Source organism: Streptomyces sp. CNH189, from assembly GCF_000527195.1.
The window spans coordinates 45,351-65,376 of the sequence record NZ_AZUS01000011.1 but is presented as its reverse complement, the minus strand read 5'-3'; the positions used below and the strand labels follow the sequence as shown (position 1 = coordinate 65,376).

The 20,026-nt window shown below is 73.1% G+C and carries 12 protein-coding genes and 1 pseudogene; 6 read left to right on the top strand and 7 right to left on the bottom strand.

Going from position 1 to position 20,026, the window contains the following annotated elements:
- Nucleotides 1–128: 128 nt before the first annotated feature.
- From B100_RS0116615 to B100_RS0116600, 4 genes are all read left to right on the top strand, one after another.
- Nucleotides 129–4,109, top strand: a complete 3,981-nt coding sequence (locus tag B100_RS0116615; protein ID WP_486585655.1) for a SpoIIE family protein phosphatase — start codon at nt 129–131, stop codon at nt 4,107–4,109.
- Nucleotides 4,109–4,423: an STAS domain-containing protein gene (locus B100_RS0116610; protein ID WP_024885564.1), complete on the top strand. Its 315-nt coding sequence runs from the start codon at nt 4,109–4,111 to the stop codon at nt 4,421–4,423. Before B100_RS0116615 ends, B100_RS0116610 begins: the two co-directional genes overlap by 1 nt.
- A gap of 113 nt (nt 4,424–4,536) precedes the next feature.
- Nucleotides 4,537–4,932, top strand: coding sequence for an STAS domain-containing protein (locus B100_RS0116605; protein WP_037722930.1), 396 nt, complete (start codon nt 4,537–4,539; stop codon nt 4,930–4,932).
- 208 nt (nt 4,933–5,140) lie between these two features.
- Nucleotides 5,141–7,360 (top strand): SpoIIE family protein phosphatase, encoded by a 2,220-nt coding sequence (locus B100_RS0116600; RefSeq protein WP_024885562.1) that lies wholly within the window; start codon nt 5,141–5,143, stop codon nt 7,358–7,360.
- A 65-nt stretch (nt 7,361–7,425) separates the two neighbouring features.
- On the opposite strand, the gene B100_RS0116595 is transcribed toward B100_RS0116600, so the two are convergent.
- From B100_RS0116595 to B100_RS0116580, 4 genes are all read right to left on the bottom strand, one after another.
- Nucleotides 7,426–9,630, bottom strand: coding sequence for a S1 family peptidase (locus tag B100_RS0116595; RefSeq protein WP_024885561.1), 2,205 nt, complete (start codon nt 9,628–9,630; stop codon nt 7,426–7,428).
- Nucleotides 9,631–9,664: 34 nt separating this feature from the next.
- Nucleotides 9,665–10,171, bottom strand: a complete 507-nt coding sequence (locus B100_RS0116590; RefSeq protein WP_024885560.1) for a hypothetical protein — start codon at nt 10,169–10,171, stop codon at nt 9,665–9,667.
- Between the two features lie 198 nt (nt 10,172–10,369).
- Nucleotides 10,370–10,759, bottom strand: coding sequence for a hypothetical protein (locus B100_RS0116585; RefSeq protein ID WP_024885559.1), 390 nt, complete (start codon nt 10,757–10,759; stop codon nt 10,370–10,372).
- On the bottom strand, nt 10,756–14,202 hold the full coding sequence (locus B100_RS0116580) for a hypothetical protein (RefSeq protein ID WP_106967026.1): 3,447 nt from the start codon (nt 14,200–14,202) through the stop codon (nt 10,756–10,758). The genes B100_RS0116585 and B100_RS0116580 overlap by 4 nt, the downstream gene beginning before the upstream one ends.
- A gap of 835 nt (nt 14,203–15,037) precedes the next feature.
- Here B100_RS0116580 and B100_RS0116575 point away from each other — a divergent pair.
- Together B100_RS0116575 and B100_RS0116570 are read left to right on the top strand one after the other, a co-directional pair.
- Nucleotides 15,038–15,766 carry a glycoside hydrolase family 11 protein gene (locus tag B100_RS0116575; RefSeq protein WP_024885557.1) on the top strand — a complete coding sequence of 243 codons (729 nt, stop codon included), beginning with the start codon at nt 15,038–15,040 and terminating at the stop codon, nt 15,764–15,766.
- Between the two features lie 115 nt (nt 15,767–15,881).
- A pseudogene (locus tag B100_RS0116570) lies at nt 15,882–16,079 on the top strand (ABC transporter ATP-binding protein); the annotation flags it as partial.
- A gap of 4 nt (nt 16,080–16,083) precedes the next feature.
- Here the strand turns inward: B100_RS0116570 and B100_RS0116565 are convergent.
- The 3 genes from B100_RS0116565 to B100_RS0116555 form a co-directional block, all read right to left on the bottom strand.
- Entirely contained in the window at nt 16,084–16,599 is a 516-nt protein-coding gene (locus B100_RS0116565; protein ID WP_024885555.1) for a TspO/MBR family protein, read from the bottom strand.
- Nucleotides 16,600–16,731: 132 nt separating this feature from the next.
- Nucleotides 16,732–18,108 (bottom strand): cryptochrome/photolyase family protein, encoded by a 1,377-nt coding sequence (locus B100_RS0116560; RefSeq protein ID WP_024885554.1) that lies wholly within the window; start codon nt 18,106–18,108, stop codon nt 16,732–16,734.
- 25 nt (nt 18,109–18,133) lie between these two features.
- On the bottom strand, nt 18,134–19,978 hold the full coding sequence (locus tag B100_RS0116555; protein WP_024885553.1) for a thiamine pyrophosphate-requiring protein: 1,845 nt from the start codon (nt 19,976–19,978) through the stop codon (nt 18,134–18,136).
- Between the last annotated feature and the right edge of the window lie 48 nt (nt 19,979–20,026).

The following is a 20,026-nucleotide window of genomic DNA, read 5'->3' as shown; positions in this document are numbered from 1 at the left end:
CCGCCGACCCGGATGTGGGCAGGGACCTCGCCGAGGTCGACTGGGCGTCCACACCGCTCGGCCCGCCGCAGCAGTGGCCGCAGAGTCTGCAGACGGCCGTCAGCATCCTGCTCTCCTCCCGGTTCCCGATGTGGATGGCGTGGGGCGAGGAGCTGACGTTCTTCTGCAACGCGGCCTACCGGCGCGACACCCTCGGCCGTAAGTACCCCTGGGCGCTGGGCCGGCCCGCGAGCGAGGTGTGGGCGGAGATCTGGGGGGACATCGGCCCGCGCATCGAGGCCGTGCTCGGCACGGGGCAGGCCACGTGGGACGAGGGACTGCTCCTCTTCCTGGAGCGTTCCGGCTACACCGAGGAGACGTACCACACGTTCTCCTACAGCCCGCTGCGGGACGACGCCGGCGACATCGTCGGCATGCTCTGCGTGGTCAGCGAGGAGACCGAGCGGGTGATCGGCGAGCGGCGCATGGCCACCCTGCGTGACCTGGGCTCCGACCCGAGCGTGATCCGCACCGAGCAGGAGGTGCTGGCCTTCGCCGACCGGCAGCTGTCCCGCAACCGCAAGGACCTGCCCTTCACCCTGACCTACCTGTTCGACGGCGACGACGCCCGGCTGGCCGGCGCGACCGGCCTCACCCCCGGCCTGCCCGTCGCACCCCGACTTCTCCCCGGGGCCGGCTCCGAGGGCCCCTGGCCCGCCGCGGCGCTGGCCGAGGGCGAGGCGCGGGTGGTCCCGCTGACCGGCGCACCGTTCGACGGTCTGCCCGGCGGCGACTGGTCCGAGCCGCCCGCGGAGGCACTCGTGGTGCCCCTGCTGCAACAGGGCAGCGCGCCGTACGGCTTCCTCGTGGCCGCCCTGAACCGCTACCGCGAGCTGGACGAGCGCTACCGCGGATTCATCGAGCTGGCGGCCGGACACATCGCCTCCGGCATCGGCAGCGCCCGCAGCTACGAGGCACAGCAGCGGCGCGCGGAGGAACTGGCGGAGCTGGACCGGGCCAAGACCACCTTCTTCTCGAACATCAGCCACGAGCTCCGCACCCCCTTGACCCTGATCACGGGACCGGTCGAGGAGCTGCGCGCCCGGCTCACCGACGCGGGCGAGGGGATACGCACCGAACTCGACGTCATCCACCGCAACGGGCTGCGGCTGGGCAAGCTGGTCAACACGCTCCTGGACTTCTCCCGCATCGAGGCCGGCCGGATGCAGGCCAGCTACGAACCGGTCGAACTGGGCGCGGTCACGGCGGAGCTGGCCAGCGTCTTCCGCTCGGCCGTGGAGCGGGCCGGGCTCACCTTCGACGTGGACTGCTCCTCGCTGGACGAGCCGGTGTACGTGGACCGCACCATGTGGGAGAAGGTGGTCCTGAACCTGCTGAGCAACGCGTTGAAGTTCACCTTCGAGGGAACGGTCCGCGTCGCCGTGCACCGGTCCGGCTCCCACGCCGTGGTCACGGTGGCCGACACCGGGACCGGTGTGCCGGAGGCGGAGATGCCCCGGCTGTTCGAGCGCTTCCACCGCATCGAGAACGCCCGCTCCCGGTCGAACGAGGGGAGCGGCATCGGGCTGGCCCTGGTGCGCGAACTCGTCGGCCTGCACGGCGGCACGATCGACGCCGAGAGCGCCGAGGGGAAGGGCACCACCTTCACCATCCGGGTGCCGTTCGGCACCGAGCACCTGCCCGCCGACTCCGTGGTGGCCGAGCCCGCCGGCACCCCGGCCTCGGCCGCCGCCGACCCCTACGTCCACGAGGCCCTCCGCTGGCTTCCGGAGAGCGCGCCGGGAGCCGCGCCCGACGACGGCCCGGAGACGGAGGGCGCCGCCCCGCTCGGGTCGGACGCCGGTCCCACGGCCAGCGCGCGGGTGCTGGTGGCCGACGACAACGCCGACATGCGCGAGTACCTCACCCGCATCCTGACCGCCGGGGGGTACGAGGTCACCGCGGTCACCGACGGCGTCGAAGCACTCGACGCCGCCCGCCGCCGCACCCCCGACCTCGTCGTCAGCGACGTGATGATGCCCCGGCTGGACGGCCTGGAGCTGGTGTCACGCCTGCGGGGCGACACCCGTACGGCCTCCGTGCCGGTCCTGCTGCTGTCGGCCAGGGCCGGGCAGGAGGCGTCGATCGAGGGGCTGCAGGCCGGCGCCGACGACTACCTGGTGAAGCCCTTCGCCGCCGCCGAGCTGCTCGCCCGGGTCCGCGCCAACGTCGAACTGGCCCGGCTGCGCGGCCACCACCTTCGCTGGCGCACCGCGCTCATCGACTCGCTCCAGGAGGCGTTCTTCGTCTGCGACGAGTCCGGTGCCGTCGTGGAGATCAACACGGCCTTCACCGACATCCTCGGCTACGGTCCCGAGGACCTGCCGTACACCCCCGTGCACCCGTGGTGGCCGGACGCGGTCACCGACCCGAGCGCGCACGAGGAGGTCGGCGACGCCTTCGCCGGCCTGCTGGTGAACGCGCAGGGCTCGTACACCGTGCCGGTCACCAGCCGCGACGGCCGTCGCCTGTGGATAGCCGTGACCTACAACAAGGCCGAGGACCCGGACACGGGGCGCCGGGTCACGGTCGGCACCTTCCGCGACGTCACCGCCGAGCACTACGCCGTCCAGCGCGAGACGGCGCTGGCGGCGCTGAGCACCTCGTTGTCCCGCGCCTCCAACATGCCCGAGGCGCTGTCCGGCGCGCTGGACCAGCTGCGGTCGCTGTGGCAGGCGGACGTCGTGGTGGCCGCCGTGTTCGGCAACGAGGACACACCGTCGCTCACGGCCACCGACGCGGACCTGCGCTGGGAGGACCAGCCGGCCGAGCGCCGGGAAGCGCTGGAAGCGCTGCGCAGCCGGGCCCCGCTCACCGTGGTGACGGAGGACAGCGGCGCGGGCGTCCTGCTGGAACACCCGCAGGGCCCGCTGGCCCTGTGGGTCGACCTGGGCGGACACCGGCCCTTCACCTCCGAGGACCAGCTGCTGCTGTCGCTGCTCGCCGGGCACCTCGCGCAGGGCCTGGTGCGGGCGCACCAGATCGACCAGCAGCGCGAGGCCGCGATCGCCCTCCAGCGTGCCATCCTGGGCCCCGCACAGCTCCCCGACGGCTTCGCGGTGCGGTACGAACCGGCCACGCGTCCCCTCGAGGTGGGCGGCGACTGGTACGACACCGTCGCCCTGCCGGACGGGCGCATCGGCATCGTCGTGGGTGACTGCGTCGGACGCGGCCTGGAGGCGGCCAGCGTCATGGGGCAGCTGCGCAGCGCCTGCCGCGCACTGCTGCTCCAGGACCCCAGCCCCGCGCGGACGCTCACGGCGCTCGACCAGTTCGCGGCGAGCGTGGCCGGCGCGTTGTGCACGACCGTGTTCTGCGGTGTGCTCGACCCCGCCACCGGAGAGCTCACCTACTCCAGCGCCGGGCATCCGCCGGGCATCCTCGTGCATCCCGACGGCACCACCCGGCTGCTGGAGGAGGGGCGCGCGCTGCCCCTGGCCGTACGGCCGGGCCGGCCCCGCCCGGAAGCCTCCTGCTCCCTTCCCGCCCGGGCCACGCTGCTGCTGTACACCGACGGTCTCGTCGAACGCCGGCGGCGTCCCCTCAGCACGGGCATCGAGCAGGCCGGCGACGCCATGCAGGAGGGCCGCGAGATGCCGGTCGAGGACCTCGCCAGCGCGGTGATGTCGCGGCTCGCGCCGGCAGACGGGTACGACGACGACGTGGCGCTGCTGCTGTACCGTCACCCGGCGCCGCTGGAGATCACCTTCCCGGCCGAGTCCTCCCAGCTGGCACCCGTCCGCAAGGCGCTGCGCAGCTGGCTCGCCCAGTGCGACCTGCCGCCGAACACGGTGCAGAACGTACTCGTCGCCGCCGGTGAGGCGTGCGCGAACGCGATCGAGCACGGCCATCGGAACGCCCCCGGAGAAGACGTACGGCTGCGCGCCGTGGCACTGGTGGACACCCTGCGCGTGACGGTGGCCGACAGCGGCCGGTGGAAGGTCCCGCAGCCCGAGAACAACGCTCACCGCGGCCGGGGCATGTCCCTGATGCACGCGCTGATGCAGCACGTCACCGTCTCTCCCGGCCCGTCCGGCACCACCGTCGACATGCAGATGAGGATCGCCTGATGACAACCCCGCTCACGCTCATACCCGGACGGAGCCCCGACGGCACCGTCCGGCTCGCCGTCAGCGGCGAGATCGACATGAGCAACGTCGGTCATCTCGCCGAAGCCCTGGACGGTGCCGCGGGCCCCCTCGTCCTGGACCTGACGGAGGTGGAGTACCTCGACAGCGCCGGGCTGAGCGTGCTGTTCGCCCACGCCGAGAGGCTGGAACTGGTCGTCCCCCCGCTGCTCGAGCCCGTGCTCACCGTCTCGGGTCTCGCCGATCTCGTCCCCGTCGTCCACAACGCCGGCACCCGGAAAGGACCGCAGGGTTGACCCGGCCCGGCGGGGGAATGCGCACCTTTGCCCGTCCTCTTCCGGCGACCGGGCGGCGGTGACCCTCGCCGCCGTACCCGCCACGCCCTGCCAGAGCCGCCCGTCCAGGAGTGATGTCCCACGTGAGTGACACCCTCGACACGACCATCAGACAGACCGGGGAGCGCACCGCCGTCGTCGTCGTCACCGGAGATGTCGACCTGCACACCGCACCCGTGCTGCGGGAGCAGGCGCTGACCGCCGTGGGACAAGGTGCTCCGCACCTCGTCCTGGACATGGCCCAGGTGGACTTCGTCGACTCCACCGGCCTCAGCACCCTCATCGTCCTGATGCACGCCACCCAGGAGGCCGGCGGGTCGCTGCGCCTCGCCAGCGTTCCCGACCGTCTCGTGCGCATGGTGACCATGACCGGTATTTCCCAGCTGCTCCCCCTGCACGACACGGTCGCCGACGCGCTGGCCGCCCTCGCCGCGGGCGATGCCGCCGACGGCACCGGCCCGTCCCGGTGACCCGTCCCTCATGGGCGGACCGGTTCTCCGTGCCGTCCCGGACGGCCCGGCCGGGGTGCCGCTTCCGCGTTCGTTGCGCCACACCCCGTCATGACCGGCGGCGTCCCGGGCAGCCGGGACGCCAGGACACGGGGTCCCGCGGGAGGCAGGGGCCGGTGCCGGGGGGGAACGAGTGCCGGCGCGGTGCACGCGCCGGCGGAGGGGCGAGATGAGAGCTGAACGGGAATCGCGGTCACCGCGGGGGACGCGCCCGTCACCGGAGGCACGGGCCTCGGACGAGGACCTGTCGCTGCTGTTCGGGACGTCGACCGCGCTGTTCGCCTCCATGGCGGGACCCGCCCATGTGCTGGAGGCCGCGAACCCGGCGTTCTTCACCGCGATCGGGGGCGAGCGGCGGGAACGCACCGGTGTGCCCCTGGGCGATCTGATGCCCGAGCTGAAGGCCCAGGGCTTCCTCGCGCTGCTCGACCAGGTCTACCGGACGGGGGAGCGGCACGTCGGCCGTGACACCCGCGTCGTCGTCGGCGTCGGCCGCCAGGCCCGTGAGGCGTTCTTCGACTTCACCTACGAGGCCCGCCGCGACGCCGGCGGCAACGTCATCGGCGTACGCATGATCGGCGTGGAGACCACCCAGGCCAAGCACGCCCGGCGTCTGGCCGCCGAGCAGCGCGCCCTGCTCGAACAGATCGCCCGTCAGGCGCCGCTGCCCGAGGTGCTGGAGGGCATGTGCCGGGTGATCGAGGAGCTGTCTCCCGACGTCATCGTCTCGGTACTGCTGGCGGACGAGGCGGGCCACCATCTGCACCACGGCGCCGCGCCCAGCCTGCCCGTCTTCTACAACCAGGCCATCGACGGCATCGCCACCGGTGAGGGCGTCGGCTCGTGCGGCACGGCCGCCCACCGGCGGCGCAAGGTGATCGTCACCGACATCGCCACCGACCCCCTGTGGGACGACTTCCGTGACCTGGCCGTCCGGGCGGGGCTGGCCGCGTGCTGGTCCACCCCGATCCTCGCCCGTGACGGGCGGGTGCTGGGCACCTTCGCGATGTACCACCGCACACCGCGCGCCCCCCAGGACACCGACCTGGCGCTGGCCCGCCTGTTCGTCGACACCGCCGGCCTCGCCATCGAGCGGCACCACGCCGAGCAGGCCCGGCGGGCGGCCGACGCCCGGGAGAAGGCGGCACGCGACGACCTGTCCTTCCTGCTGAACGTCAGCACCGCGCTGGCCGGCCCGCTGGACGAGGGGCAGACCCTGCAACGGGTGGCCGATCTGGCGGTCCCGGTGCTGGCCCCGCTCGCCGTGGTGGACGTCGTGGAGGCCGGACGCGTGCACCGGGTGGCGGCCGCCGCCACGACCGGGCACGCCCGCGAACTGCTCGCCTCGCACAGCGCCCTGAGGGAGACCGGGGACGACGCCGTCGCACGGGTCCTGGCCACCGGCCTCACCGAAGTGGCCCGCCGCACCCCGGCCGGTCCCGGACTCTGGCGGGAGCTGGGCGTCACCGGATACGTCTGCGTGCCGCTCATGGACCGGGAGCGGCCCTTCGGCGTCCTGAGCCTGTTCGCGACGGACGACGCCTCCCTCGACGGCCACCGGATCGCCCTGGCGGAGGAAGTGGCCCGCCGCGCCGCCTCGGCCGCGCGCAACGCCCGCCAGTACGCGCAGCGCGCCGCCCTCGCCCGTGACCTCCAGACCGGCCTGCTGCTGCCGGACCTGCCCGACGTCCCCGGCGCGCAGTTGGCCGCCCTCTACCATCCGGCGGGTCAAGGGCTCGACATCGGGGGCGACTTCTACGACGTCTTCCCCCGCGGGGACGGCAGCTGGTCCTTCGTCCTCGGGGACGTGTGCGGGCGCGGGGCGAGGGCGGCCACCACGACGGCCCTGGTCCGGCACACCGCCCGCGCCGTCGCCCCGCTGCTCGACGACCCGGTCGGCATCGTCAAGGCCGTCGACAGAGCGCTGAACGACCGCAACGCCCACCAGAACAACGGCTTCGTGACGCTCGTCTACGGCCATCTCACGCCGGCCGCCGACGGACTCGCCGTCGACCTCGTGCGGGCGGGCCACACACCGCCCCTCCTGCTGGACGCCGGCCACAAGGTGACTCCGGTCGAGGCCCCCGGCGGCCTGATCGGCATCGGCATCCCGCCCACGCTCGACGCGGTCCGCTTCACCCTGCGTCCCACGGAGAGCCTGGTGCTGTACACCGACGGCATCACCGAGTGCCGGGCCGCGGGCACGGAACAGTACGGGGACGCGCGACTGGCCGACGCCCTGGCCTCCGCCCCGGCCCGCCCGACCGCGACGGACATCGTGCGGAGGCTGACGGAGGACATCCGGGCGTTCATGTGCGGCCACACGGTCGACGACGACCAGGCGGCGCTGGTCGTCACGGCGGACGGGCCGTCGGCGGGTATGCCGTAGGCGCGCGAAGCCCCGCCGGGCCGAAGCCCGGCGGGGCCGACGAGCGTGCCCTACGGCGGTGGCCGTTACCGCACCGCGTACCCGAAGTACTCGCCGTGGGAGGGGAGTCCGCCCTGGCCCGGCTGGTACGTGGTCGCGGGCCGGCTCGTGCCGCCCGTCACGGCGTTCGGGTACGGAAGGACGTGCAGGGCACCGGTGGAGACGGGCCCGTAGGGCATTCCGGCGTAGAGGTTCCGCGAGGTGAAGTGGATGCTCGTGCCCAGCTTGGCACCCGCACTCGGGGGACCGGGGACGCCGTCGCCGTCACCCGCCTCGATCCACAGATCGTTGGCTCCCGCCGCCCCCATCAGGGAGAAGGTGTGGACGGCGCCGGCGTCGGTGACACCCGCGAGGTCCTCGCCGGGGGTGCCTACGGCGATCTTCAGCGTCTCGGCCGAACCGACTTCCCGGGGCGCGATGTTGACCGCGCTGAGGGACGCTCCGGTCTGGTCGCCCGCCTCGATCGTGCCGGAGCGGTCGTCGGTCCCGGAGCCCTGGTTCAGTGCGCGCAGGTACTCCCAGCCGCCGTCCGCCTTGAAGTGCAGGAGGAGGACGTTGCCCGCGCCGGCCAGCTGCGGGCCGCCGCTCGTGGCGGCCAGGGCCTCGCCGGGCGCGCCGACCGCGAGGATCGAGTCGGTGGCTGTGGCCGCGCCGGCCGGGCGGTAGGCGACCAGCGCGAGGGCCTGGCCGAACTTGTCACCGGCCTCGGCCCCGGCATTGATCTCCGCGTTGTCCTGGTCCAGTCCCGTGACCACGGTGGGCCGTCCGGCGCTGTCCAGCTTGTGGCTGAACACGGCGAGGTTGCCCGCGTTCGCGTCGCCGCCGATGGCGTCGTTGGGAGCGCCGACGGCGATGAAGTTGGAGTCGCCCGCTACGGCGGTGCCGAAGCCGTCGTTCGCCTCGGCAGCGCCGGGGACGTCGGGGGAATCCTGCGTGATGTTGATGCTGGTGTCGCCGTGCACGTAGTAGGCGCCGCCCGCCTTGGCGAGCGAACCGATCGCCTCGCCCGGCGCGCCGATCAGGACCCACGGCCTGCCCTCGGCGGTGGTGCCCGCCTCGAGGGCGGCGCCCATCCGGTCGTTGCTCTCGGGCTTGGCGGTACCGATGGAGCCGGTGCCGGCGCCCTGTTCGAGGTGGCGGGCAGCCGGGCCGCTGCCGAGGCCGCCCTTGCCTCCGAACAGGATGTCGACGAAGCCGGCGTCGACCGCGCTGCCGAGGTCCTCCTCGGACGCGGACACCACGAGGTCGGTGTAGCCGTCCTCGTTGTAGTCGACGGTCGCGAGGTGGTTGCCGAAGTGGTCACCGGCCTCCGAGCCGCCGGGCACCCAGTCGAGGTCCTGGGTGATCTCGGCGGTGCCCTTGCCGCCGCCGAGGACGACGCGGACGAGACCCGCGGTGGTGTCGCCGCCGACCGTGGCCATCGGGTCGCCGATCGCGATGTCCTCGACGGCGTCGCCGTTGAAGTCGACGACACGGGTGGCGCCGGCCTTCTCCTCGACCCAGGAAGCGAGGTCGTCGACCCGCGCGACGACACCCGCGGTGGAGGTCTGGGTCTCGTCGGTGCCGAGGCAGCCTCCCTGGAAGGACCGGCTGGTGAGCCCGACGAGCTTGCCGGCGGAGACGACCGGGCCGCCGGTGTCGCCCATGCAGGCGGCGGCGTCCTTGCCGGTGACGTTCGCGGAGGTGGCCTCGGTGGAGTCCACGGTGTAGGTGCCGGTGTGCAGCTTCGGCGGCGCCCACACGGTGTCGGTACGGCCGTATCCGGCGAAGGTGAGCTCCGCACCGGACGCGGGCGCGGTGGTGGCGAAGGCGGCGGGGGTCACGTTGAGGACGGGCCGGCTGAGGCGGGCCAGGACCACGTCGCGGTCCGTGCGCGGCACGATCTCGACGACGCGGCGCTCGGCGCCCTGCGTGCCGGAGAGGTCGGGCCGGCCGATGACGGCGGTGGTCGTCCTGGAGGGCACGCCGGCCGGGACGGCGAGCGAGGCGGCCGGGTCGTCGGCGAAGCAACTGGCCGCGGTGAGCAGCCATTCGGCGTCGACCAGGACGGCTGAGCAGCCGCGGTCGTGGGCGCCCACGGTGATCTTCGCCGTGTAGGCGTAGGTGGTGTCCGAGCCGGCGACCGGCGTGCCGCCGGTGACGGCGACCGCGGGTGCCGCGCCCAGCGCGAGCGACCCGGCGGCCAGGACCGCACCGAGCGCGGCCGTCCGGGGACGTCTGATGAGAGACATAAGAGTGGATTCCTCAATCACGGGACTGCGTGGCTCAGTTGGTGACGGTGATCTCGACCAGCACGTGCTCGCGGCCGTCGACGGACTCGCCGACGCCCTCCCACGTGTTGGCGGGGATGTCGTACTCGACCTGGTCGTCCTCGGCGGTCATCTCCAGGTGGGTGTTGGCGGAGTCCTCCGTCTTCACGCCGTGCACCGCGGGCAGTTCCAGGGTCAGGAAGCCCTCGTCTGCGGTGACCTCGAAGCAGACGTCGTCGTGATCGCGGGTGAGGAACTGCAGGAGATTGCCCCCGGCGGCGCAGTCGGTGAGCACGATGTGACCGTCGCCGCGCTTGAGGAGCACGTCGTGCTCGGCGAGGATCTTGTCGGCGTTCGGGTAGGCGTAGTCCTCGACGGCGTAGCCGGGCGCGGCGTCGGCGACGGCCTCGGTCGAGGGGCCGGAGGCGGCTCCCGCGGGGCCCTGGGCGAGCACCGCCCAGGCCAGGGCGCCGGCGGCGGCCGCGGCGCCCAGTACGCGCACGAGTGTGTTGCGTGTTTTCATCACAGTCCTAGAAGGTCGGGATTGTCTGCGTTCAAGCCGCGTGTGAGTGCGGGCAGATGGAGAGCACGTCCGATCGCGCGCCGAAACGGGCAGGGGGCGGTGACCGGTGGGTGCGGATCGTTGTCGTGATCCGCACCCGCTCGGTGAAGGAAGGGGGCGCGGCGCCGGGGCCTTGACGCCCCGGGGCCGCCGGGCGGCTCAGTCCGTCCTGTCGAACGTCGCCGTGACCGGGCCGTCCGGATCGAATCGGAAGTACAGCGTGTCCTGGTCGTCCACGTAGAGCTGGATCCCGCCGATTCCGTCGAGCCCGCCGTCCTCGATCCCCAGGTACACGAAGTCGCTTCCTGCGCCCGGGTCCTCGTAGTCCCAGGTGCCGGTGAGGTCGACCGGGCCCGCGCCCTCACCCGTCGTCACGCGGGTGGCCGAGAACGTGCCGTCCGCCGAGAGTTCGATCTGCCCGCCGTCGTCGTTCCGGTACACACCGGTCAGCTTCTGCGGGTCGACGGCCTCGGAGCACCCCGCGAGCGGCAGGACGGACGCGGCGAGCACGGCGAGGAGCCACCGTCCGGCCCCCATCCCGCGCGTCACGGGCCCAGCGTGACGTCGAACTCGATCACCTGGGTCTTGGGTGACATCGGTCCCTCGTCGCCGACCACCTTGTCGACGAACGCGCCCACGGTGTCGCTCCACCAGTCCGTGTACCCGATGACCGGCGGGTGCGTAGCCGACTCGATGTCCGACTCGTTGTACGCGGTGTAGCGCCAGGTGACCGAGCCGTCCGCGTTCTCCCGGATGGGCGTCATACGGACCTGGTGCGAACCGAGGAAGGTGTAGGCGAGGTTCCCGGTGAGCCCGGCCGTGGTGAGCGTGCCGTAGTCGGTGACGTACTTGCCGGCACCGTCGAAGCCGCTGAGCATGTAGTCGTACATGTAGGTGCGGCCCAGTTGGTACTTCCCGGTGCGCTGCCACTCCCTGAGGAAGTAGTCGATCGCGCCCTTGGTGTGCGCGTGCTCGCGGTAGAGCCGGGTGAACTCGTCGTTCGGGCCGAAGCACTGCGACCGGGGACCGGTGCCGCTCAGCCAGTTCCAGCCCAACTCCCACGGGTTGGTGCTGTTGCTGTGCTCGATCGGGTCGCCGAACGGCGTCAGGCAGCTCTCGGCGCCGTCGGGAAGCCCGGTCTTGCCGTCGATCGGCACCTTCGAGTTGTCGATCGCGTCCTGGATCGCCTGCCGGATGGCGGCCTGGATGACCAGGATCCGCGCCTCCGTGGCGGCCCTGGCCGCCTGGGCGTAGGACTTGCCCGCCGCCAGCTCTGCCTGCCGGGCCTTCGTCGCGGAGGCCTGCGCGTCGGCGGCGTAGGCGGCGGCGGTCGAGGCGGAACGCACGGCCCGGTTGGCCGCGTCCCGTGCCACACCGCTCGCCTTCCGGGCCGCCGCGGCCGCGTTCGCCGCGGTCTGCGCGGACTTGGCGGCGGAGGCGGCGGAGGCTTCCGCGGCCTCCGCGTTCTCGCGGGCCTCCTCGGCGGAATCCTTGGCGTCGGCCGCCCAGCCCTTGGCCTTGTTCGACCACGTGGTGGCCTCCTCGGCGGCATCCCGGGCGACGGCCGCTGCCTCGGAGGCGCGCGCCGCGTCCTCGAGCGCGTCCTGCGCGATCTTGGCCGCCCGCGCGATCGCCGCACGGACAGCGCTGATGTGCGTGGCGTGATCGTGGTCGATGCGCGCGAACTCGTGCTGCGTCGTTCCGATGAACTGGCGCAGCATGTGCGTGTCGCCTTCGAGTGCGACCTGCGCCGCGGCCCGTACGTACGGACCGCCGTTCGCCAGAAGCGTGGTGGCCGCCACCCTGTCGTCCTCATGGACGGCCGCGGCGCGCTCCACGTGCAGGAAGGTGTGCAGCGCCTCGGCGGAACCGTCCGTCAGGGCGGCCTCGGCGGCCCGCCGCACGGCGGTGCCGGTGGAGGGGGCTGCGAGAAGCGTGGTGATCTCCACCTCGTTGTCGTCCCTGGCCGCCTCGACCGCGCCCTTCTCCAGGAAGGCCCGGATGACGGCGGCGTCCTCGCTGCGCAGCGCGGTCGCGGCGGCCTCGGCCACGTTCTGCGTGGAGATCGCGGAGACGGCCGCGGCGTTCTCGGCGTTGTCCTGCTCCAGTGCGATGAGCCGGTCGGCCTCGATCCAACGCAGTACGTCCTCGTCCGAGCCGGCCAGCGCGAACTCCGCTGCCTCCCGGGTCCACGTGCCGGACCGGTCGAGGAACAGGACGGCGGCCTGCCGTCCCTTGCTCACGGCCTCCCCGGTCCTGCCGTCGGCGAGGGCCGTCTCCATCGCCGTGATCAGCGCGACGAGTTCCTCGGACAGCCGCGCCTCCTGCGTGCGCTCCCGGTTGGCGCGCTCCAGGCGGTCGGTCTCCTCACGCCGCTGCTGCCTGGCGACCTCGACGGCTTCCTCGGTCTCCTCGTTCAGCCGGGCGATCTCGGCCTCACGGGCCTCCTTCTCGACCTCCCGCGCCTCGGTGACGGCGTCGTACGCCTTGGTCGCGGCTTCCAGGGCGGCCTTCGCGGCTGCGGTGGAGCGGTTGGCGTAGTCCACGGCCTTGCCGGCGTTGCGGGCCGCTTCCTCGGCGGCGTCGGCAGCCTTCTCCGCGTGGTCGGCCGCGCTGTCGGCGGCTGCGGACGCGGTGCGCGCGGCCGCGGCCGACCTGCGGGACAGGGTCGAGGCCCGGCTCGCGGCCGCGGTGGCCCGGCCGGCGGCGGCCTCCGCGACGGCGGCCTGGCGCTGCGCCTCGGCGGCTTCGGACTGCGCGGCACCGGACGCCACGGCGGCGTCGGCGGAAGCGCGCGCGGCGGCGGCCGAGTTGACCGCGGCACCCGCGGCGGCGATGCCCGCGGCCTCCGCCGCGTCGGAGGAGAGGGCGGCGAGCTTGGCCTTCGCGGCCACCGACCGCACCCAGCTGACCATGGCCCGCGCGGCCTGCGCCGCCTGGTTGGCGGCCTCCGCCATGTTCGCGTTCTTCGACGCGCTGATCGCGGCGTGATAGGCACGCGACGCGGCGCGCCCCGCTGCGGCGGCGGCTGCCGCGGCGGCGTTCGCGGCGGACACCGAACGCCGGGCCGCGGCCTGCGCGGTGCGCGAGGCGGACACCGCCGTCGACGCGGCGGCCGCGGCACCCTGGGCGGCCCGCGCCGCCTTGTTCGCGGCCCTCGCCGAGCGCTGCACGTCCTGCTCGGCGGCCTGCGCCTCGGCCTTCGCCTCCAGCGCGGCCGCCTTGGCCTTCTCGGCGGCCTGGACCGCCTGCTGGGACAGCTCGACGGCTTCGTCGGTCTTGCGCTCGGCGAGCTGCCCCTCCGACTCCACGATCTTGACCAACTGCTGGATCGTCGCCGACTCCTCGTCCCGCGCCCGGGCGATGTACTGCCCCGTCGTCAGGAACCACTGGATCGCCCGCGGCGACCCGTCGTCGAGCGCCCGTGTCGCGTACTCCCGCACCTGCGGCGAAGCGGTCACGAGGATGGAGGTCACCTGGACGCGCTGGTCCTCGTCGTGCGCGTCGTACTGCCCGGTGCTGAGGAAGCTCCGCAGCGCGAAGTCCGTTCCGGTCGCCAGGGCCTCGGAGGACTCACGCTTCACGGCCTTGCCGCCGTGCGCGTTGACGGTGGTCACGGCGACCCGGAGGTCTTCGCGCACCGACGGCTGGAAGCCTCCCTCGAGGTAGGCGGCCACCGCCGCGTCCCCGCCGGACAGCGCCTGTCCGATCCCGGTACGCGTCGCCTTGCCCGCGTTGACCAGGGCCTGGGTGAGGGTGAAGCGGTTGTCCTCGGCCGTGGCCGCCGGCAACCGGGTGCTGAGGAACGCGGTCACGTCGTCCGTGCCGCCCACGAGCGCCGCCGCCGCGGCCGTACGCACCGCGCGGCCGCCGGTCCGGTACGCCTGCACGGCCTTGGCGCGGTCGGTGTCGGGCAGCCGGGGGCCGCCGTCGTCCGTCACGGCGGCCGCCGCGTACGCGGGCCGGGAGGACCCGAAGAGACTCAGGGGCACTGCGGTGCCTGCCGCGATGCCACCGAAGATGGCCAATGACTGACGTCTGCTGAATATCCCTCGTGCCTGTGGCATCGAGACCCCCTTCTCGGCTCCCACGGGAGGTCCCGCCCCCGCGGTTCAGGGCCCTATGGAAACCGGATCTTGAAGGCTCGTCCAACCTGATAAACAGGCGGAAACCGGGGCAATCATCGGTTCTCCGTCGTGATGCGCGTCACGCGGTGGAACGGTTGTAGCGCGGTCGGTAACGAAGTGCCGGGTGGCTTGGATTGGCGTGAATCCGTTGGTGGCGAGAGGAGGGCCGAAGCGCGAGAGGCTACGGGGTGCGCTGGGGGATCGGGGCGCCGAGTGCCGCGAAGTGGCGGCGCCGGGCCGGCGTGCGGTGCGTCGGGGCCGGTGCCGGTGGCTGGTTCTCGCGGGAACTCGGGGCGGCTGTCGTTACCTTCGCGGGGCTCCGGGCGGGTGGGTCGCCGCGCCGGTGTCGCGTCGGGTGAACGCCGGCCCGTCCGCGGCGCTCGAAAGTTTCGCGTCGTTGGCTCGGGCTTGCGGTGCCATCTTCGGGATTCCGGTGCGGCCTCGTGTGAAAGGTCGTGAGTGGCCATGGCTGACCAGCGCATACGGTCAAGTCAAGACCTCGCCCGCAAAGGGCAAGTTTCCGAAAGGTTGCCGAAAGTGTTGACAGGCTCATGGCGTTCTCAAAACACTGGGGCCACCGCACGACAGCCAACCCCCGTGCCCCAGGCGTCCCGTGACGGCCGGGGACGGTGGTCGGCCATGCAAGGCAGCGGGTGGCAGCAGCCGCCCGGCCCCCCACCAGCCTTCATCGGGAGGACGCATGAACCAGGACGGCAAGCGGCACGAGATCCAGCACAACCCCGCCCCCTTCAGCGGCCTGAGCCGCCGCGGCTTCCTCGTCGGCGCCGGTGCCGGCGCCGCCGCGCTCGCCACCGCGTCGGGGCTGGTACTGCCCGGCACCGCGCACGCCGCCACCACCATCACCACCAACCAGACCGGCTACGACGGCATGTACTACTCGTTCTGGACCGACGGCGGCGGCTCCGTCTCCATGACGCTCAACGGCGGTGGCAGCTACAGCACCCGGTGGACCAACTGCGGCAACTTCGTCGCCGGCAAGGGCTGGGGCAACGGCGGACGCAGGACGGTCCGCTACAACGGCTACTTCAACCCGTCGGGCAACGGCTACGGCTGCCTCTACGGCTGGACCTCCAACCCGCTGGTCGAGTACTACATCGTCGACAACTGGGGCAGCTACCGGCCCACGGGTGAGTTCCGCGGCATTGTCCACAGCGACGGCGGCACGTACGACATCTACAAGACGACCCGGTACAACGCCCCCTCCGTCGAGGGCACCCGCACCTTCGACCAGTACTGGAGCGTCCGGCAGCAGAAGGTGACCAGTGGCTCCGGCACCATCACCACCGGCAACCACTTCGACGCCTGGGCGCGCGCCGGGATGAACCTCGGTGAGTTCCGGTACTACATGATCATGGCGACCGAGGGCTACCAGAGCAGCGGCAGCTCCAACATCACGGTCTCCGGCTGACCCCGGACACCACGCCCTCCCCGGCCGGCGGTCTCACCCTGCGAACCGCCGGTTGGGGAGCACCACTTCGGCCGCCATCATGTGGGCCATGCACAGGCCGCCGCCCCGTCTACGCGTCGTCGCCGAGCTCGAGGAGACGATCCTCGCCCTCACGCGGCGGGGCGGCCTCTCCGTCCTCCTCGTCGAACAGCACGTCGGCTTCGCCATGCGGGCGGCCCAGCGCTACTACGTCCTGGAGGCCGGACGCGTCACCTCCTCGGGGGAGGGGGAAGCGCAGTCCGAGGGGACGGTGCGGGCGGCGCTGAGCGTGTGACACGTCAGGTGTTCAGCACCCAGATGGCCAGGTTGAGGGAGGCGGCGTACGTGACCCAGGCCGCGTACGGCAGGAGCAGCACGGCGGCGGCCCGGCGCCTGCGGGCGAACGCCACGATCGTGGCGACGAGCGCGAGCCACAGGAAACAGATCTCGACGAACGCCCAGCCGTAGGCGTCGGCCGCGAAGAAGAGGGGGGTCCAGGCGAGGTTCAGCGCGAGCTGGACGGACCACAGGACCATGGCCGGGGTGCGCCCGGGCCGCCCTCCGCCGCGCAGCGCGAGCCACGCGGCGACGGCGATGGTGCCGTAGAGCACGGTCCACACGGGACCGAACAGCCAGCCAGGTGGGGCCCAGGACGGCCGGTCGAGCGCCTGGTAGGTCTCTCCGGAGCCGGCGGCGGCGATACTGCCCAGCCCGGCGACCGCGTAACACACCGCGAGCAGAAGCAGCAGCATCGGCCAACCCGGACGCCGCGCACGGGCAGGCGCGCGGGTCTCCTCGCGCAGCAGGTCGGCCATGGGTCTCTCCGATCGGTCAGAAGGGCTGGGTGCCCGGACGTGCGGGCTGTACACGGGCGGGGCGTCGGCCGGCCGAGAGGGGCGCCCGCGCCCATGCGCCCGGAGGCAGACGGACGGCGAGGGACTCGCCCCTCAGGCACGGCCCCGCGCATGCCGGAAGCGGGTGAGGGCGTCGGCGAGGTCGACGGTCGGGGTCGGGTAGGCGAGCGCCATGCGGCGGTCCTCGGGCAGGCGCCACGGTTCGTGGATCCGCCTGCCGGCGACGTCCGCGAGTTCCGGGACCCAGCGGCGCACGTACGCGCCGTCCGGGTCGAAGCGCCTGGCCTGGACCGTGGGGTTGAGGACCCGGTGGGGGCGGGTGTCGGTGCCCGTGCCGGCGGCCCACTGCCAGTTGAGCTGGTTGTTGACGACGTCGCCGTCCACGAGCAGGTCCAGGAAGTGCCGGGCGCCGATCCGCCAGTCGACGTACAGCGTCTTGGTGAGGAAACTCGCCGTCAGCAGTCGCGCCCGGTTGTGCATCCAGCCCTCGTGACGCAGCTGGCGCATGGCCGCGTCGACGATCGGGTAGCCGGTCCGCCCGTCCCGCCACGCGGCGATGTCCTCGGCGGCGTCGTCCTCGCCGCGCCACCGGTCGTCGCGTGTGCGGTAGTCCCGCCAGGACGCCTCGGGCCGGGCCGCCAGCACCTGGTGGTGGAAGTCCCGCCAGCACAGCTGCCGGACGAACGCCTCCGCGCCCGGACCTCCGATCCCGCGCGCCCGGTGGATCGCCTCCACCGGGGACAGCGCCCCGAAGTGGAAGTACGGCGACAGCCGCGACGTGGCGTCGCCCGCGAGGTCGTCGTGACGTTCCCCGTAGGCGGCCATGCCTCCGGAGCGCGTCCACCGCGCGAGCCGGTCCCGGCCGGCCGTCTCCCCTCCCGGCGGCAGACCGGGGGAGGTGCCCGGCACGTCCGCGCGGTCGGGCAGCGGCTCACCGCGCACCCCGTCGGGGACGCGTACGGCTCGGGGCGCCGCGAGAGGTGTGCGCAGGGTCCGTTCGGACCAGCGGCGGGAGTACGGGGTGAACACGGCGAAGTGGTCCGAGCCGGCCGGGGTCACCGTACCCGGGGCGACCGCGGTGGTCACCGCCTCGTGCACCCGCAGGGCGACGCCGGCCGCGCCGAGCTCGCGGCGCAGCCGTTCCTCACGGCGGTGGGCGTACGCGGTGACGCCCGCGGCAAGGTGCACCTCGGTGGCCCCGCACGCGGCGGCCACCGCGCGGACCTCCCGGACGACCGGCCCTGAGCGGACCACCAGCCGGCCGCCGCGGCGCCGCAGGCCGGCGTCGAGGTCGCCCAGGCAGTCGGCGAGGAAGGCCCGCCGGTTCGGCGCGTCGAAGCCGGCCGCGTGGATGCCGGGGTCGAGCACGAACAGCGGTACCACCTCGTCCGCCGACCGCAGCGCCGCGTGCAGCGGCGGATGGTCGCGCAGGCGCAGGTCCGCGGTGAACAGGACCACGGCGACGGTCACGGCGTCACTCCGGGCGCCGGGCGCGTCACCCGGTGCCCCCGGCGCTGTCGTCCGGTCCGGCGCCGGGGCGGTCGGAGCGGTGGCGGGTGCCGGGCAGCATCTCCTGGACCTTGGCCTTCAGGCCCTGTTTCACCATGGAGCCGCGGTCGCTGTCGCCCTTGAGGATCGCGGTGGCCGCCGCCTCGATCTGGTCCAGGGAGGCGTGCGGCGGGATCGGCGGGACGGCCGGGTCGGTGCGGAAGTCGATGACGAAGGGCCGGTCGGCGGCGAGCGCCCGGTCCCAGGCGGCCTCGACCTGCTTGGGCTTCTCCACCCGCACGCCGTCCAGGCCGAAGGACCGCGCGATGTCCGCGTAGGGGAGGTCGGGGATGTGCTGCGACTCCTCGAACTGGGGGGCGCCGGACATGGCGCGCATCTCCCAGGTGACCTGGTTGAGGTCGCCGTTGTTCAGCACGGCGACGATCAGCCGCGGGTCGGACCACTCGCGGTAGTACTTCGCGGCGGTGACCAGTTCCATCATGCCGTTCATCTGCATGGCGCCGTCCCCGACCAGGGCGATCGCGGGCCGGTCGGGGTGGGCGAACTTCGCGCCGATGGCGTACGGCACACCGGGGCCCATGGTGGCGAGGGTGCCGGACAGCGAGCCGCGCATCCGGCCGCGCAGGCGCAGGTGCCGGGCGTACCAGTTGGCGGCGGAGCCGGAGTCGGCGGCGAGGATCACGTCGTCGGGCAGCCGGCCGTCCAGGGCGTGCACCACGTACTCCGGGTTGACGGGGTCGGCGCTGACGGCGGCGCGCCGCTGCATCACCTCCCACCAGCGGGCGACGTTCTTCTCGATCCCCTCCCGCCAGGTCCGGTCCTCCTTGCGGTGCAGGCGCGGCAGCAGCCGCCGCAGGGTCTCGCGGGCGTCGCCGACCAGGTTCACCTCGTTCGGGTAGCGCAGGCCGATCATGTGCGGGTCGATGTCGATCTGCACGGCCCGTGCCTGGTCCAGCTCCGGCAGGAACTGCGTGTAGGGGAAGCTGGAGCCGATCATCAGCAGGGTGTCGCACTCCTGCATCAGCTCGTAGGAGGGGCGGGTGCCCAGCAGTCCGATGGAGCCGGTGACGTAGGGCAGGTCGTCGGGCAGGGCGTCCTTGCCGAGCAGGGCCTTGGCCACTCCGGCGCCCAGCACGTCCGCCAGCCGCTCGACCTCCTCGCGGGCGCCGCGCGCGCCCTGCCCGATGAGGACGGCGACCTTCTCACCCGCGTTGAGCACGTCGGCGGCCCGCTGGAGGTCCTCGTCCGCGGGGACCGGCGCCGACCGGCCCAGGCCCAGGCTGGAGGGCACCATCTTGAAGGCGTGCGTGGGCGGGCTGTAGTCCAGTTCCTGCACGTCACCGGGGAGGATGATCGCGGTGACCGTGCGGCGGGCGTAGGCGGTGCGGAAGGCCCGGTCGATCAGGTTCGGCAGCTGCTCGGGGACCGTCGCCGTCTCGCAGAAGTCGGACGCCACGTCCTTGAACAGCGCGGCGAGGTCGACCTCCTGCTGGTAGGAGCCGCCCATGGCGCTGCGGTTGGTCTGCCCGACCAGCGCCACCACCGGCACGTGGTCCAGCTTGGCGTCGTAGAGCCCGTTCAGCAGGTGGATGGCGCCGGGGCCGGAGGTGGCCGCGCACACGCCGACCTTGCCGGAGAACTTGGCGTAGCCGACAGCCTGGAAGGCGGCCATCTCCTCGTGCCGGGCCTGCACGAACGTCGGCTTGTTGTCGGCGCGGCCCCAGGCGGCCAGCAGACCGTTGATGCCGTCGCCCGCGTAGCCGAAGACGTGGTCGACATCCCAGTCGCGCAGGCGCTGGAGGATGAAGTCGGACACCTTCGTGCTGGCCATGCGAGCTCCGTCTCTGCTCCCGCCGGCGGACGACCGTCCCCGGCGCCG